The 16,528-nt window shown below is 46.8% G+C and carries 16 protein-coding genes; 8 read left to right on the top strand and 8 right to left on the bottom strand.

Annotated elements, in window-relative coordinates; translation table 11 throughout:
* Positions 1-162: 162 nt before the first annotated feature.
* The 6 genes from H6F63_RS18285 to ftsE all read left to right on the top strand — a co-directional run bounded on the left by H6F63_RS18285 (position 163) and on the right by ftsE (position 5,136).
* Positions 163-1,884: an adenylate/guanylate cyclase domain-containing protein gene (locus H6F63_RS18285; protein WP_190638948.1), complete on the top strand. Its 1,722-nt coding sequence runs from the start codon at positions 163-165 to the stop codon at positions 1,882-1,884.
* Positions 1,885-1,948: 64 nt separating this feature from the next.
* Entirely contained in the window at positions 1,949-2,209 is a 261-nt protein-coding gene (locus H6F63_RS18280) for a hypothetical protein (protein WP_190638947.1), read from the top strand.
* Positions 2,210-2,246: 37 nt separating this feature from the next.
* Positions 2,247-2,750, top strand: coding sequence for a VanZ family protein (locus tag H6F63_RS18275; protein ID WP_199298128.1), 504 nt, complete (start codon positions 2,247-2,249; stop codon positions 2,748-2,750).
* A 321-nt stretch (positions 2,751-3,071) separates the two neighbouring features.
* On the top strand, positions 3,072-3,203 hold the full coding sequence (locus tag H6F63_RS30615; RefSeq protein WP_277873822.1) for a hypothetical protein: 132 nt from the start codon (positions 3,072-3,074) through the stop codon (positions 3,201-3,203).
* 186 nt (positions 3,204-3,389) lie between these two features.
* Positions 3,390-4,124, top strand: a complete 735-nt coding sequence (locus H6F63_RS18270; RefSeq protein WP_190638994.1) for a WecB/TagA/CpsF family glycosyltransferase — start codon at positions 3,390-3,392, stop codon at positions 4,122-4,124.
* A 352-nt stretch (positions 4,125-4,476) separates the two neighbouring features.
* On the top strand, positions 4,477-5,136 hold the full coding sequence (gene ftsE, locus H6F63_RS18265) for a cell division ATP-binding protein FtsE (protein ID WP_190442836.1): 660 nt from the start codon (positions 4,477-4,479) through the stop codon (positions 5,134-5,136).
* Between the two features lie 20 nt (positions 5,137-5,156).
* Here the strand turns inward: ftsE and H6F63_RS18260 are convergent, their stop codons facing one another.
* From H6F63_RS18260 to H6F63_RS18250, 3 genes are all read right to left on the bottom strand, one after another.
* Positions 5,157-7,835: a chloride channel protein gene (locus tag H6F63_RS18260; RefSeq protein ID WP_190638946.1), complete on the bottom strand. Its 2,679-nt coding sequence runs from the start codon at positions 7,833-7,835 to the stop codon at positions 5,157-5,159.
* 88 nt (positions 7,836-7,923) lie between these two features.
* A complete protein-coding gene (locus H6F63_RS18255) occupies positions 7,924-9,240 on the bottom strand; it encodes a TldD/PmbA family protein (RefSeq protein WP_190638945.1) in 1,317 nt (438 codons plus the stop codon).
* Positions 9,241-9,561: 321 nt separating this feature from the next.
* Complete coding sequence (locus H6F63_RS18250; protein ID WP_190638944.1) at positions 9,562-10,446, bottom strand: Tab2/Atab2 family RNA-binding protein; 885 nt, start codon at positions 10,444-10,446, stop codon at positions 9,562-9,564.
* 61 nt (positions 10,447-10,507) lie between these two features.
* Between H6F63_RS18250 and rtcA the strand changes: the two genes are divergently transcribed.
* Together rtcA and H6F63_RS18240 are read left to right on the top strand one after the other, a co-directional pair.
* Positions 10,508-11,551 carry an RNA 3'-terminal phosphate cyclase gene (rtcA, locus tag H6F63_RS18245; protein ID WP_190638943.1) on the top strand — a complete coding sequence of 348 codons (1,044 nt, stop codon included), beginning with the start codon at positions 10,508-10,510 and terminating at the stop codon, positions 11,549-11,551.
* A 231-nt stretch (positions 11,552-11,782) separates the two neighbouring features.
* Complete coding sequence (locus H6F63_RS18240; protein ID WP_190638942.1) at positions 11,783-12,022, top strand: hypothetical protein; 240 nt, start codon at positions 11,783-11,785, stop codon at positions 12,020-12,022.
* A 148-nt stretch (positions 12,023-12,170) separates the two neighbouring features.
* Here the strand turns inward: H6F63_RS18240 and H6F63_RS18235 are convergent, their stop codons facing one another.
* From H6F63_RS18235 to H6F63_RS18215, 5 genes are all read right to left on the bottom strand, one after another.
* Complete coding sequence (locus H6F63_RS18235; protein WP_190427629.1) at positions 12,171-12,881, bottom strand: pentapeptide repeat-containing protein; 711 nt, start codon at positions 12,879-12,881, stop codon at positions 12,171-12,173.
* Positions 12,874-13,596 carry a hypothetical protein gene (locus H6F63_RS18230; RefSeq protein ID WP_190638941.1) on the bottom strand — a complete coding sequence of 241 codons (723 nt, stop codon included), beginning with the start codon at positions 13,594-13,596 and terminating at the stop codon, positions 12,874-12,876. Before H6F63_RS18230 ends, H6F63_RS18235 begins: the two co-directional genes overlap by 8 nt.
* Before the next feature lie 214 nt (positions 13,597-13,810).
* Positions 13,811-15,001 (bottom strand): pentapeptide repeat-containing protein, encoded by a 1,191-nt coding sequence (locus H6F63_RS18225; protein WP_190638940.1) that lies wholly within the window; start codon positions 14,999-15,001, stop codon positions 13,811-13,813.
* 188 nt (positions 15,002-15,189) lie between these two features.
* Positions 15,190-15,909 carry a pentapeptide repeat-containing protein gene (locus tag H6F63_RS18220; RefSeq protein ID WP_190442809.1) on the bottom strand — a complete coding sequence of 240 codons (720 nt, stop codon included), beginning with the start codon at positions 15,907-15,909 and terminating at the stop codon, positions 15,190-15,192.
* Entirely contained in the window at positions 15,878-16,141 is a 264-nt protein-coding gene (locus H6F63_RS18215; RefSeq protein ID WP_190638939.1) for a hypothetical protein, read from the bottom strand. The genes H6F63_RS18220 and H6F63_RS18215 overlap by 32 nt, the downstream gene beginning before the upstream one ends.
* Positions 16,142-16,528 lie beyond the last annotated feature (387 nt).

The following is a 16,528-nucleotide window of genomic DNA, read 5'->3' as shown; positions in this document are numbered from 1 at the left end:
AGGATATAAGGGGAAATTACCGGATTATATATCTTAAAAAACGCTCAGACACAATTCCACTCAGCCTTAAGCAAGTCTTAGATTATAGAATTTTCTCCGGTTTAAGTTATGTTGTGGATGTAGCGCGTCAGTACCCGCATAGCTGACCGCTCATTTAGGTGCATGAAACTGCGCGAGAAAACACTGCTGGCGATTGGCGTGACCGTTGTAAGTTTGATTGGGGTTTTGTATGTCACCTCATCAACCATCTTGGTGAACGGCTTCGCCAAATTGCAAGAACGGGAGGCTTACCGGAACGCTCAACGAGTTCAAGATGCCCTCTCTAACTACCTTAGCGATTTCAGCGCCTTGAACGATCAATGGGCGGTGTGGGATGACACCTATAAGTTTATTAAGGATGGCAACAGCCTCTATATCGAGCAAAATCTGAACGATTTTTCCTTGCGACCACTCAAATCCAACTTGATACTGTTTATCAACTCCAAAGGTGAGTTAGTTATCGGTCGCAGCTTCGACTTAAAGCAGCGCCAGGTAGTACCTATTCCCAAAAACGTCCAAACATACCTGGCGGCTAATCGTTACCTGCTACAAGATCCCCAGCAACAGCAGCGTACCGGGATAGTTCTCCTCCCAGAAGGCCCAATGGCGATCGCCGCGGGGCCGATTCTAAATAGCCAAGGTCAAGGGTCTAGTCGGGGGACGCTGATTTTAGGACGATACTTGGATGCTGAAAAAATTCAATATTTAAGTAAATTGACCCATTTGCCGATCACTGCGTACCAGGTAAACGACCCGCAATTGCCCTTTGATTTCCAATCGGTGCATTCTGCTTTGTCCAAAATGTCCGATTCTTCCATTCTCGTCAAACCTCTCAGGGATGGTTTGGTGGTGGGATATGTTTTGCTGCGGGACATCTACGGAAAGCCTGCGCTACTGCTACGAGTGGATCTGCCCAAAGAATTTTATCAACAAAGCCGATTCCTGCTAACTTATCTAGTGGTTAGCTTAGGCATATCAACCTTGGTGGTAGGTATCTTGTTTACTGGTGCAACTCTATTACTGTTAGAAAAATTGGTGTTGTCGCGCCTGGCTTATCTCAGCACTGAAGTTAAAAGTATTGGCAGCAGTGGCGATCTTTCCATGCGCGTGTTAAGCGCTGGCAAAGATGAGTTATCAATCCTGGCGCGGACAATTAACTGGATGCTAGAAGCTTTAGAGTCGTCTTTAAAAGATTTAACAGCGGAACAGGAAAAGGCTGAGCGACTGCTGCAAAATATCTTACCGCAAGCGATCGCAGAGCGCTTGAAAAAAGAACAGCGTACTATTGCGGACAACTTCGCTGAGGTAACGGTGTTATTTGCTGATATCGTTGGCTTTACCCAGCTAGCTGCTCAGACATCGCCTGTAGAACTGGTAAACTTGCTCAACCAAATTTTTTCAGCTTTTGACCAATTGGCCGAACAGCATGGGTTGGAGAAAATCAAGACAATTGGCGACGCTTATATGGTTGTTGGCGGTTTACCCACACCGCGAGAGGATCATGCGGAAGCGATCGCGCAAATGGCTCTTGATATGCAAAATGAAATTACCCGATTCAATATCGCCAATGGTTTAAACTTCAGCATCCGCATTGGCATCAACACTGGGCCAGTTGTGGCGGGAGTAATCGGTCTGAAAAAATTTATCTACGATCTATGGGGAGACACGGTTAATATCGCTAGCCGCATGGAATCTCACGGTAAGCCTGGGTCTATTCAACTAACTGCCGCAACTAAAGAGTGCTTACACAATAAGTATCACTTACAGGAGCGAGGTTCTATCCAAATCAAAGGAAAAGGAGAAATGACCACTTATCTACTCATTGGCATCAAAACTGAATCCTGAGTTTAAAGATTGTTATACCCCTCCCCCTCTTACCACTTAACCCAATTTAGAAAGGCAGGAATTTATGGCACGAATTAATCCCTACACAATACAAATGCAAGTTAGCCGGATGTTTCAGGACGGGCAAGCTTTTTTTGCCACGATGAAAGTGCAGGATTGGTTGAAGGAACGGAATGAAGATCCCGCAGCCTACGATATCATTTTCCATCAGAAACCAGCACAGCCGGGAGCGATAGAAGCGATCGCTATTCATATTGAACTGCGCCGTCGAGATGGGCAACCTGTCGATTCCTGGCTGCAAGAAGAAGTCAATCGCCACGCCTAACAAATACACGATAGCTCATAGCTCATTACCATGAACTATGACCGAAAAGAGCGTTACTTCTGGAACGCTCTTTTTTTGTGATGTAGATATTTTTATAGCAATCCTAAATATTACCTGTTGCTCTCCTGATGCTCACACTACTCACTTAGCTATATTACCTTCTCAAGGAATGGGAATGAAATCAACTCAGCGCTGGATTTTGGCTTTTTGCCTTTACTTTCTTATTCTGCTAACAATTATTGTTTTAGCTTATCGGGGCATTCTCCCTGTCAAAATCTCAGCAATTCCCTTCTATGACACAATTGGACACTTTATATTATTAGGAATTGCCTCTTATTTAGCTCATAAATCTCTTGGTAAGAGAATGATTAAAACTTGGCCTTTGGCAATTACCCTGCCACTTGGCCCAATTCTCGTTAGCATCTTTGCCATTGTCGATGAGAGTTTGCAGATGCTTTCACCCCTCCGCACCTCCACTTTGTCTGATCTTGTTGCTAATCTGGTGGGAATCTGGTTCTTTTACTGGTTAGCATCGCGCTAATGCAAGTCTTTTGATAATCGGTTCAGCGGCTTACCTTTTTGCAGATATCTAGCACTGGTGTAAGCCTTTCCCTGTGTCTGCGGACTTAAGCCAGAGGGTTAATGACAGGATAGACTGGCAGATTTATTTTAGATTTATAAGGATTTAGATTGTTTAACTCTACTTCCACCACTTTAAAGATTTTACAGAATCTTAATCAAGAAGCCTGCGATTTTTTGAAATCTTTAAAAGACTTTTTGTATAAAGGAAGTAGGTCTAAAAGTAAAGGCTAATCAGTTGAATTAAAAAAATCCAAGAATCAATTTTTGCGAGGAGGTTTATATGTCATTTCGCTACAATCATAATCAAGCTCCCTTTGTGAGAATTGTCTACTCTAAAGTCAAAGTAAACGGGAAAGTCGAATTGGTGCCGTTGGAACTGTACGCCGATGGCTCTGTTAAAAGAGCAAGTTAAAAACAGGTAATTGAGAAAAGTGAGGAGTTAAAAATTCTTAACTCCTCACTTTCCCTTTTAAAAAATATTTTGTCCTGTTCTGTACCCGAGCGGAGGAATACTCTACAATACAGCGAATAAGCTAGCGTTCATGGTTTAAAGACGACAAACCCTATGGGTGGTGTGAGACAGTACGAGAATTCGATGATGTCTGAGAAACCCGAACATTTTCCTGTGTTGGGAGTTCCCGTTCACCTGTTGGATGACTATTCCAGCTGGTTAATCTCGCGCCTAGAGCGGAGGATGGGCAGTCATGTGGTGACGCTAAATGCAGAAATGGCAATGCAGGCAGAAGGCAACCCCACTCTGAGCGAAATTATTCGCTCCGCAGAGCTGGTGATTCCGGATGGATCTGGTGTCGTACTATACTTGCGGCTAAAGGGTAGACGCTTACGCCGCTGTCCGGGAATTGAATTAGCAGAGACACTATTGCGGCAAGCTGGACAATTAGAACAGTGTCCGGTTTTTTTCTTCGGAGGCGCACCGGGAGTTGCTCAGACAGCGGCGGAGGTTTGGAGAGGTAAAATACCAGGGATAGCGATCGCAGGTACTCAACACGGCTACCTATCGCCCGAAGCTGAACTAGAATTTATCCAAACCCTCAAAGACTTACAGCCCCGCCTAATTTTCGTAGGTTTGGGCGTTCCTCGTCAGGAATTATGGATAGCCCAACATCGCCACCTATGTCCGCAAGCAATTTGGATCGGTGTTGGCGGTAGTCTGGACATCTGGGCGGGGATAAAATCGAGAGCGCCCGCCTGGTTTCGAGATAATCACCTGGAATGGCTTTATCGACTGTATCAAGAACCGTGGCGCTGGCGGCGAATGATGGCTTTACCGCAATTTGCCTTAAAAGCTGTGGTAAAAAATTATCAGTTTTGATGGTCATTAGTCATTGGCACCAAGTAGGACTATAGCAATCCTTGGCAGAGTCGTGAAATAATTCTTCCTTTGTAGCGCAGGCAGGATGCCTGCGGTTTGCCCTGTCCTACAATTTTTTACAACTGCTATAGCAGTCCTGAATGATTCGTGAAGGCGAGATCCCCGACTTCTTAAAGTCGGGGATCTCAAGCACTAACATTTCACAACTCAAATAGGATTGCTATATAACTAAAGACACAAAAACTATACACTTAATAACTTTTTTATGACCACAACTTCTGGTCATCCCGGTATTGGCAAAAATCATCAACGTCAGGCACTGGATGCTGATGCGGGAGATGAATTGCGGGGGATGGTAAAATTGCGCTCCGTGAAAAAAATCTATCCTAATGGCAGTTGTGGGCTATTAGATGTCAACCTGGAAGTCAAGCGGGGGGATTTCATATTCGTCACTGGGCCTTCTGGTTCTGGTAAGTCAACACTTTTGAAGTTGCTGTACGGGGAAGAACGTCCCACTGACGGCGAAGTAATTGTCGATAACTGCAACGTCGGACAACTGCGCGGACACAAGTTGTCTTTGCTGCGGCGGCGGATTGGCGTTGTCTTTCAAGACTACAAACTCATCCCCCGGCGCACGGTGACGGAAAATATTTCCTTTGTCCTGTGGGCGCAAGGCTTCACTCACAAGGAAATTGAGCGTCGTTTAGTTCCCACCCTGAAGCTAGTAGGCTTGCAGCATAAAGCCAGCTGTTTTCCAGAGGAACTGTCTGGGGGAGAGCAACAACGAGTCAGTCTGGCGCGTGCGATTGTGGGAACGCCGCCGCTGTTATTGGCAGATGAACCCACTGGGAACTTAGATCCAGATAATTCGGCATCCGTGCTGAAAATTCTTCAGAAACTAAATGCTTTTGGTGCGACAGTGATTGTGACGACGCACGACGAACGCTTGCTACGGATGGCGAATAAAACTGTGGTGCAATTGCGAGATGGAAGATTAAAAATTAAAAATTAAAAACTTTGCTTTTTTAACTTTTATTGGGCGCTGCGAACTAAAATTACCGTGCTTTTCACGCCACGCGCGATCGCTTCCGGTATATTTCCTTTAATCGCTTGTTGCAACATTCCCTCACGACTGGCACCTAATACCACCACATCGCAATCATCGGCGTGCGCCAAATTGATGACCGCATCGGAAACAGAACTAGCGCGAACCGGAATTGCCATCACACTTGCGCTCAACTGTCTACTGAGGAAAAGAGCAGATTTTTCTAGCACAGCTGTGTCAGGCAAAAGTGTGGAGGGATGGAAAATTTGGGCTAGTTGGATGGCTGGTGTATGCGACAGAGAAAGCAAAGAAGGTAAAATTTGCAAAGCTTGCTGGGCGTTAGGGCCACCAGCGATAGGAACCAACCACTTGCGGAAAGCCGAAGGTAGCAGACAGAAGGATGAATTAGAAGTAAACCCTTGACCTATTTTCACCAACACCAGCTCGCAAGGAGCCTGTCGGATAATGGTGTCCACAACATCGCCAAAAATGCGACCTTGGGTGATGCTGGTGCCTTTCCAGCCCATTAATAACACATTGATGTGTCGCTCGTTAATCGTTTCCAGGATCGCCTGAGCGATATCGTGGGATACCCGAATCTGCGTGTGAATCGGAATATTCAATTCTTTGCCTAGTTTTTCCGCCTGACGTAGCAAGCGGCGACTAGCACCCGTCTTCACAGGTGATTGCGCGGGGGCGCTGCTGCGTCCAACTAAAATCACCTGAAGACACTCTAATTCATAGTTGCGATCGCGGGCAATGGCAGCTGCCATCTGCAACAGCGCTGGTGCTGTTTGCGGGTTGGCTAGGGGAACTAGCATTCGTCCGGTTCCTATGGCAGGAGCGCGAGTTTGATAAACTACATAGGAAGGTTCCGACCGGGGGCCAATAGAGCCAGTTTGACCGTTCAGCTTGTCTGCTTCCGCCTTAATAATATCGGCGCGGGTAATAATCCCAATCAGCTTGCGCCCTTCCGTCACCGGCAATCGGCTGATTTGATACCGATTAAGTAAATATAAAACATCGCCAAGCGAAGCTGTCGCACCAACAGTCACAGGTTGCGGTGTCATAATCCGCGATAGGGGGAGATTTCCCGGCAGACTGCGCTCTTTGTAAATTGCTAAATCTGTTTGGGTGACAATACCAACCAGCAATCCCTTGTCTACAACAGGGAAACCGCGATGATGGGAACGGGAAAAAGCTTGCGTCGCTTCATCAAGGCTGATATTACTAGGCAAGGTTTCCACCCGGCGCTGCATCACATCTTCTGCCTTGAGATTTGCCAATAGTCCATCGGTAGTCGGCTTTTTCTCTAAATGAATGCCATTCCACTCTAAGAGGCGACTGTAAAGCGATCCTCTGGTTATCTTTTCCGATACCAGATAGGAAACCACCGAACCAATCATCAAAGGTAAGACAAGGTTAAAGTCCATCGTCATTTCAAAGACAATGACAATGGAGGTGATCGGAGCTTTGGCAACGGCGCAGAAAAATGCCCCCATACCAGCGAGAGAGTAGGTAGCAGGCGAACCTACTCCCAGAGTTGCCTGTTGCAGAAGTCCCACCAGATAGCCCAGCCCAGATCCCAAAATTAGGGAGGGGGAAAATAAACCACCGGGAGCGCCAGAGCCACAGGCGACAAGTGTTAAGATATACTGCACGACAAAAGCTATGGTCGTAAATTGCCAAGCCGCCTCACCCGTGACTAAAAATTCTCGCAAACCTGTGTTGTCCCGGAAGCTTTCCGGTAGCAAAGCGATCGCTATCCCAGAAATTAAACCAGCCAAAGCGACTCGTTGACTTAAAGGCAGTTTCAAGGTGCGATAGAAGCCGAGACTGGCAAAAATTCCTTTACAAAACCATGCCCCCAACAGCCCAGCCAAAGCTCCTAACAACAGGTAAAAAGGAATCTCTTGCACAGAGAAGCTAGACTGAGATGCTGTTATCGTCAAGTTGAGTTCCAGGCTGCGTCCCCCTAATAGCCGCGAGACAACCGCACCGATGAAGGATGCTAAAATTGCTGTCCCTAGAGTCAGGTCAGATAAATCCTGAAGCAGTTCTTCTACAATAAATAGGACTCCAGCTATCGGCGCATTGAAGCCAGCGGCTAACCCGGCACCAGCACCCGCAGCAATCATCTGGCGGCGATGGTCGGGGGAGGTGGGAACCCAGTGACTCAGTTGGGCGGCGACGGCTGCACCCACATGAACGGTTGGGCCTTGTCGCCCCAAGGTAAGTCCGGAACCCAAGGCCAGGATGCTGCTCAATAATTTAACTATAGCAACCCGTAAATTCAGCGCTATGGGAAACTGGGCAAGAGCAGCTTTCACATAAGGAATACCGCTACCAGCAGCTTCCGGGGACTGACGTTCCACCAGCCAACCGGAGAGGAATCCAAAGGATACACCAATGGCAGGGAGGACGATCCATGCTGGTAAAAAGTGGGACGCATGAACTCGCCATGAGCCTAAAGCCCCAACTGATACTTTTAATAGAACTCCTGAGAGTCCCGATACTAAACCAATCAGACAAGCTTCAGCGATCGCTACCCGCCGTCTGGGACGTAAGAAAGTTTTGAATTGTAAAGACGCGATATATCGCTTCTGAGTTTTGAGTTTTGATTTGAAAGACTTTAACCGAGAACTTAACTCTCTCAAATAATTCATAATGCACTCAAAACAATCAATAGCTAATTGCTAATTGCTAATTGCTAATGGTGGATCAATTAGCAATTAGCTACTAGCCATCTTGCAACTAACTAATAACTTTTCCGGTGACAGATAGCCCTTCTACAATTAGAGAGGGTGTATAAAGCGAATCGTTCCAATCCGCATCGCCTCCCAATGCTACTAACTGTTTCAGCGCTGTGTAGACGTTACCCGCAACCATCGTATCTTTCACTCGCCCGACTACCTGACCGTTCTGTACGCGGTAGCCTAGCTCAACGTTAACCGAGAAGTCGCCAGAAATACCAGCACCGCCGCCCAGCATCTGGTCTACCACCAGTCCATCATCCAATTTTTGCATCAAGTCCAACAGCGTCCCCTTCCCTTGTCCAACCAGCAAATTAAATAGTTCTGGTGTGGGATAGCTGCCTAAACCGGGGCGAAACCCGTTACCTGTGGTGCCGCTGCCCAGCTGCCGCCCTGTGGTGCGATCGGTGTAAAATAGTTGCAAAATGCCGTCTTTGATAAAGATGAGTTCCCGCGTGCTGGTGCCTTCATCATCAAAAGGACAGCTGAATGGCCCCGATTGCGGGTTTTGGGAAATGGTGATGGCTTCTGATGTTACCTGTTCGGTAAGGCGATCGCTCCAGGGGGAAGCACCTTCGATTACCCGTTTGCCATTGAGTGCAGCTGCAACTGTCCCCCAAAGCATTTCCGCTGCTTTGGCGGTGAATAGCACTGGTACGCGACCGATGGGGGGGGAAACGTTTTCTTTAGACCAACTCAAGCGCTGCACAATTTGGAGAGCCAGCGCGACTGGATCGAGTTTGTCTCGCTGGGTTTGCCCATCGCTGACACTAAGAATATCATCCCCCCGCACCCATTCTGCTCCTAAATAACAGCTGAGGGTGGTATCGGTATAACGGCAATCTAGCCCTTTAGAGTTGATAAATCGTGTAGTTTCTGATTCGCATTCCCAGGTGCTAGAACAGAGGACTTCTGGGTAAGCGTCTCGGACGATGGCGATCGCTTCTTTGCCCATCGACACCAGATCCTCAACTTGTACTACCTCTCCCAAGTCTGGATAGTTGCCTTTAGTACCCTCAGTTAGTTCCACCGTTTCTGGTGGGTTGAGCTTAGCGATCGCGATCGCCCGATCCACCAAGGCTTGCGCTTCCACCGCTCCATAGGCGACGGCTAGCCCCGGACGCCCATTTTGCCACAGCCGCAGGGCTGTGCCTTCTGCTTGAGCTATTTCTAACTGTTTGAGTCGGTTGGCTTCAAAAAATACCGGTCGAGATAGCGATCGCGACTGATAAACCTCCGCTGCTTCTGCTCCTGAGTGCAAGGCTAGATCCAATAGCTGCTCTGCTAGCGTCTCTTGTGGCAAATCGTTAAAACCCATATCTATTGATAACTATGGAATAGGCAACCGCCAAGACGCTCTTAAAAGCCAAAAGGAAAAAGCGCCCCAACGATAGGGTCTAGCTATGTTTCCCCGAATTTGGGGCAAGACAGTAAAAATGCAAAAAAAAGAGAAAATATTCCCTAGTAGTAAATAATCTTCTAGGTGGGCATTTTAACTTCTTCTGGTGCTTTTTTTTGCTTTTTTCCTTTAACTTTTTTAAGAGAGTCTAAAGTAGTAAGCAATCTTCATCTGGTGGCATTTTAACTTTTTATGAGAGTCTTTTTCTTTTTCCCTTTTTACTTTGCCATCAGAGTCTTTTTACTTAACTACAGGCAACTCTTGCAGTAGCCAAAACCCCGCAAACGATTCTGTCTGGGGGGTGGACTGGAAAGCTAAAAAATGCACCATCCCCGCTTTTTGCTTAGCCTGCTCAAAGTTTTTGGCTTCCTCCAGAATTTTTGGGTCTTTGAGATTAGCCAGAACCCAGCTATTACTCTCCCCTGTCTCCAATAACAATCTAGGCGACGCACCACCGCTAAACTTGATAAAAGCTGGTTCAATCCCAGACATCCAGCCAGCCATGGGTGTCGCCCTAGGGGAAAAAATCACCACGCCAGGAATTGGCGTTTGGGGCGCAAGGGGTGCGGTATCTGTCGCACCTATCAGCGGGAAAGCTTCCCCAAAGCCAATATCCCACTCGTGCATTTCCTCAAATTCCGCCGCCGGCAACGTTACAAACGCCCACTGCTGACCTCTCAAAGCATCTGGTAGAGGCTGGGGTGGCTGGGCTTGGTATTGCACAGACGGATTAGGCGCAACAAGTTGATAGCCCGGTTCTTTGGGATAAACTTCCTGCATCCGCTCTTGTAGCCAGAAATACAGCGAAAAAGTCCGGCGAGAAAGTTGAGCTGAGATGCCCAATTCATCGCAGGCTTTGACGATCATCTTGGTCATCGGACGGCGGAAAAAGCGGATTTTTTGGGGAGGGCCGGTGTCCGAGGATGCGATCGCTTCCTCCAACGTCGTCCGCAACCATATCGAATTCACCTGGTTATTGGGGCAGAACTGAGCATAACGAAACAAAGACTCAGGTTTTGTGCGGGTATCCAAAGGACTCTCGCACACCAATAATTCCCAAATTTTTTTCTGATTCTCGTCCAAAATCGGGCGAGAGTAAAAATCTAATTCCCAAACTGTTCCCATACCAAGGCGCTCAAAACTTATCCTATCTTTTATGATACGGGGGAAGCATCCCTTGCCCTTCATGATTTACATAGACGGCTCTTACGGCGAAGGCGGCGGACAAGTGTTACGCACTTCCCTCAGCCTTGCGACTATCACAGGTCAACCGATACGCATCGAACGCATTCGGGCGGGACGCAAAAAGCCCGGACTAGCTGCCCAACACCTTACAGGGGTACGGGCGGCGGCGGAAATTTGTAACGCCCAAGTACAGGGGGATGAGTTGGGTTCAACGAATTTAGAGTTTACCCCCAGTTACTCTGTTCAAGCTGGAAAATACACCTTTGATGTCAGCGACGCACGGGAAGGCCGATCGGCGGGTGCTGTCACTTTGGTTTTGCAGACTATCTTGCTGCCCTTAGCTCTCGCTGGCGGCGATTCGCAAATAATACTGCGCGGCGGCACCCATGTAGCATATAGTCCCTCACTCTCCTACATTGAGCAAGTTTACTTACCCATCTTGAAACGAATGGGAGTGCAAGCTGAAGTAAGGCTACACCGTTGGGGATGGTATCCGCAAGGCGGCGGAGAAGTGGAACTGCACGTTAGCGGCGGTAGCACCCTCAGCAGCATTAATTTACTCGAACGAGGGAAATTGCAGGAAGTGCGGGGTTTAGCTGTGGTAACACAACTTCCCTCCCACATTCCGCAACGGATGGCAAGCCGTGCAGAGAATCTGTTACACGAGGCACATCTGAAAGCCACGGTGCGTCCATTGCGAGAAAGGGGTGTTGCACCAGGGGCGGGTATTTTTCTCACAGCTGAGTATGAAGACAGTTTGGCTGGTTTTGGTGCCTTGGGGCGTTTAGGGTTGCCAGCTGATAAAGTAGCCGAAATAGCTTGTCAGGAGTTGCTGAATTTTCATAAAACTAATGCACCTGTTGAGGAGCATTTGGCGGATCAGTTGCTATTACCTGCGGCTTTGGGTTCCGAGACGAGTCAATACCGAGTAGCTGAGATTAGCACCCATTTAACTACCAATGCTTGGGTGATTCATCAGTTTGGCATTGCATCGATAACTATAGATGAAGTTGAGCGGGTGGTGACTGTAACACCCAACACTTAAAGAGGCCGCGATGTCCTAAGAGGGCGATCGCTTTTCCCATCTGGCAATCAGAAACCATATTTAGCGCCCAATACCACAATTTTGTCGCTATGATTTGCCTTTTGACGCAAATCACATTTTTCTCTGATGAAAATCGCGCCTCTAAAAGCTGGAGATCACCTGTTTTGATGGTGAATTTGGACGAACAGTTTTGAAGAAAGATATAAGCCCACTATCTAGAGGAATAAAAATATGCCAACGTCTTATTCAGTAACTTCTTCTGTAAAGCCTGCGGATCAAAACGCGCTGACTCAGGCTGATGTTTCGGGGAACACTGTTGCTGGTGTTCTCCTAATTGTCATTCCTTTGACCATTATTTTAGGATCTGTTTTATATAAAAAGTTTCGTCCTAAACATCGTGCTACTCTTCTCTTGGAACAAATTGAAATTTTAGAGAGAATCTGGCGGATTAGTCCAGAAAATAAATATTAAATAGTAGACATAAAAATAGCAGACTACCACCGCCCTTTCTCATTTCAGTCCACACTGGAGAAGAAATCTCCGAAGTTTTGATGGATTTGCAGTGGTTAAAAACGCGGCTGCTGGTGGTGGATTTTCCTTGACGGTAAAAGCGATCGCATTAAATTCGCCTGACTAAAGTGGGAGCGATCGCTAAAGAATCCTCAAATATTGCTCCTCGCCGCTTCAACTCCAGCCTCATCTGCTCACCAAGTCCTACATTCCATCCAAATTCAGCATTCTTAACTTTTGCACCGTTCAGGATAGCACCACTGAAGATGGCACCCTTCAAGTCAGCACCAGTTAAGTCAGCACGGCTCAGGTTGGCACCCTTCAGGTCAGCACCAGTTAAGTCAGCACTACTCAGAGAAACACCAATCAGCTCAGCACGCTTGAGGTTAGCGCCAATCAAGATGGCACCATTGAGGATGGCACCGCCCAGGATAGCATGGCTCAGGTTGGCATGGCTCAAATCGACAACACTGCTTAAGTCGGCACCGCTCAGGTCAGCATGGCTGAGGTTGGCACCCCGGAGATCCACCCCGCGGAGATCCACACCACTCAGGTTGGTGCAACTGAGATCGGCACTGCTGAAAATAGCATGGCTTAGGTCGGCACCGCTGAGGTCGGAACAGCTCAAATTGCCATCGCTGAGGTTGAAACAGCTCAGATTGACCCCACGGAGATCGATATTGCTCAGGTCGGCTCCTGCGAAATCTTCGGCAGGATTTAGAGCGGAAATTTCCGCAAGCTCAAACAAATCATCAGTTTGTGCCTCTACAACCAGATGGATCAGTTCTTCAATTTCCTGAAGAGATTTAGTCTTAGTCATATAGCAACACTGCCTGACTTAAATAGGGCGTTAATTTTGCATCTATTAGCCACTGGGTAATCATTATGTTTAACACTACCCTCTTATTAGAATTAATATCTTCTAAACCCACTCCTTGTATATCCCTCAACAGGACATCTTTCTTTGAAATTTCAAAGAAACCTGTCACAATGCAAGGCTTTTTCGTCACATACAAAGTTCCCAGTTTTTCCCGATAACTCACGCCAATCAATACTGGCTGACTCCTCTCTTTTGTAAAAGTCCAAGACGGGTTTTCTGGCTCCCCTTGAGTTGTAACTTGATAGGCAGTGACTCCAAATTTATTCATCATATCTGCTTTTTGCTCCCCGGTGCCGTTTGCTTTCGCTTTAGCTTTAATCTCACTTAGGGCAGCATCAAAGTCTTGGGAATTTTGAGATTTATTAACTTCCCGATTTTGTCTATCCGTGTGAATCAAAAGTTGACGCGAGCCTGTTAACTTACGCGACTCATAGGGCATAACGCCATTTGTCAGCTTCAGTTTTAGTTTTGCACTTTTTAAACCAAACTTGACTTGCCCGCCCAAGAACGACTCCCAATCTTCCTTGAAACTCACGGTCAAGTAGAGGTCAATGTGTCTAGGTGATTTTGGCTCCCCGTTCAATTCCATGTACAGGGAACCAGATTTGTTTTCTAGCTGAACCACCCGAAGCGGCTGGGGGAGAGGCTTTTGCATTAGAGCATCTCAAGAAGTGCAAATACATCGGGTAGAGAATCCGCAAAGTTGCCACTTCAGTTGTAAATTAGTCTATTCCTTTAGCAGCAAGATGCACCAGTTGCTTTGCCTACCTGGTGTGAGTCATTCGGCAATTACTTAAATATTAATAAAGCTACCATAAAGGTGCCATCCATCAACGGTATTGACTACTAATTGAAACATACAATTGTCCTCAGCCATCGTCAAAAATTGCCCCACGCTGCTTCAGCTCAAGCTTCATCGCCTCGGAAAGTCCTAAAGCCCCTATTAGGCGAGCATTTTCTACATTCGCACCGCTTAAATTGGTACGCTTGAGGTCAGCATTTTGCAAATTCGCCCTGCTTAAGTTGGCACCACTCAAGTCAGCATCACTGAGAGTAGCACCACTGAAATCTGCTGCCACCAACTGGGCATTAGGTAGATAAGCGCTGTATAAGTTGGCACTCTCCAGGTTGGCACCGCTGAGGTTAGCGCGGGGCATTTTGGTACGCAAATCGGCTCGACTCAGGTTAGCACCGCGCAAGTCAGCATCGCGGAGGTTGGTATTACAAAGGCAGGCACCAGCCAGGTTAGCACTTTCCAGGTTGGCACGGCTCAAGTCGGCAAATGTTAGGTCTGCGTCGCTCAGATTGGTATGATTGAGGTCAGCATTGCTCAGGTCGGCGCTGCGGAGGTTAATACCACTCAGGTCAGCTTTGGCAAAATCCTCAGAGGGATTGATGCCAAGCATTTTGGCGTGAGCTAGGAAGTCTAGAGCCTCAGCTTGCCATAGTTTCCTGACAAGAGAGGAGTGCTGTTGCTGGTAGTCGTTCGCCGCTTGCGAGTCAAGAAGAGCATCTGAGACTAAACGTAGATTTTTGAGCGCTAGCCCCTCTGTTCGACTGTCTTGCAATTGGAGGGCGATCGCTCGACACTCTTGAAAGCATTCCTTCGCCTGGCTATACTCCTCTAAGGAATAGTAAACCGCTCCCAGATTCAAGAGCGTTTGCATCTCACTTTGACGATCTTGAATTTCGCGGACAATGGTTAAACGCTCTTTCTGGTAAGCGATCGCTTTTAGCTCCTCTCCCATCAGATAGTAAGCATTTCCCAAGTTACCAAGGGCATTCCCCTCACCGCGTCGGTCTGGGATACTTTGAGCTAGATTCAAGTGCTGCTGATAGAATGCGATCGCTTGCGGTAAATCTCCCAAAGCCTTGTATCCAGCTCCCAGATTTCCTAAAGCTGCTCCCTCTCCAATGCTATTTTGGCTGGCTCGATACATAGAAAGCGCCTCTTGCCAAGACTGCATTGCAGCCTCTAGAGACGCGATTAATCGCGTCTCTACATAAGCCTGATATCGCTCAATTCCTTGCTTTAGCAGTTGGTCGGCTTCAGGAGCCATACTCCTCCTCTGCACCAGATGAGGTAATTGAATTAAGAGCTATTAACTCTTAACTCATAACTTTTGGTAGTGGTATAGAAGTAGTGATAAATCCACTTTCACCCCTTACCGTACAAGGCTTTGAGCATTGAATATCACTACCTGTTTACCACTACCATAACTTTTTATAAATAGCCTTTTTTTATTTTTTAGCAGATTGCCCCGCGTCGCCTCAAGTCCCGCTTTATGCTCTCTGGCAATCCTTCATTTTCGCCAAATCGAGCCTTCTGGACTTTCGCACTACTTAGGTCAGTATCGCTGAGGTTAGCACCACGTAGGTCAGCGCTGCTCAGGTCAACACCCTGCATATTGACACCAATTAAGATGGCATTACTTAGGTTGGCACGGCGCAGAGAAGCATGACTCAGGTTAGCATCGCTTAGATTGACACAGCACAATTTCGCATCCATCAAGTTGGCGCGGCGCAGGTCAACTCCAATTAGTTTGGCATCATTGAGAGTAGCGCAAAGCAAGTTGCAAGTGTTGAGGCTAGCACCAACCAGGTTGGCACCGCTCAAGTTGATATTGATCGTGTCAGCACAAATCAAGTTGGCACTAATCAAGTTGGCGTTGCTGAGGTCAGCATTGTTCAGGTTGGCTCTGCTCAGGTTAGCACCACTGAGGTCAGCACAACTGAGGTTAGCAGCCAGTAACATAGTACCGCTCAAAATGGCACCGCTCAAATCGGCACCACTCAGGTCAACACCACTCAGGTTCCCACCAGCAAAATCTTTCAGAGGATTTAATCCAGCCATTTGCGCTAGTTCAGAGAAATTATCCGTCTCTGCTTCTACGACGCGCAGGATCAGGTTTCTGATTCTCTGGAGAGATTTTTCATTAGGCACATTCCCACTTGGCCTGATCTGCATAAGGTTTTATATTTGACTCCGAGACGCTCAGGGCAATAATTCTCTCTATCACTGCCCTCTTGTTACGACTAATGTTTTTCAAGCCTAGTCCCTCTGCATCAGGATAGTCTGCCACCAGAGAGCTTTCTTTTTGTAACTGAGCCAGAATCTCTTCTAAAGAGCTTTGCAGCTCAGTGGTATTTTTATTTTTCAGTTGCTCTAGTTTTAAGTTTGCACAATTTGGGTATTGCATTACTTACCTCTGGCTAATTTGTTTAGTGTCTGTGTATCTAATTTTAAAATACCATTGTACTGTAATAGATTACGGTATTGGGTATCCAATCTTTACGCCTTTTGGCTGAAAGTTTGGTTACAAAAAAAAACACATAATTTACCTACATAGGGATAGGGGTCATTTAAGTAATCGTTGCTTATGCCTTGTATCCCAAAATACTTCTGTAAGCTTAATAATAGTTAATATATGTCTTAGGGATTTTATTTTAAGTAAGTTATATGTAACATTTTATTATCAAAGGAGTAATTAAAAATACTTACTTCAGGATAGAGGAGTAATCTCGATGATTTGCTTAAAAGTGAATAGAAAAAAATAAGCTGTCACCCATTCAAATTGCAATATCAA

The organism is Trichocoleus sp. FACHB-40, assembly GCF_014695915.1.
Lineage (GTDB): Bacteria > Cyanobacteriota > Cyanobacteriia > Cyanobacteriales > FACHB-T130 > Funiculus > Funiculus sociatus.
This window is presented reverse-complemented; position numbering and strand designations above follow the sequence as displayed.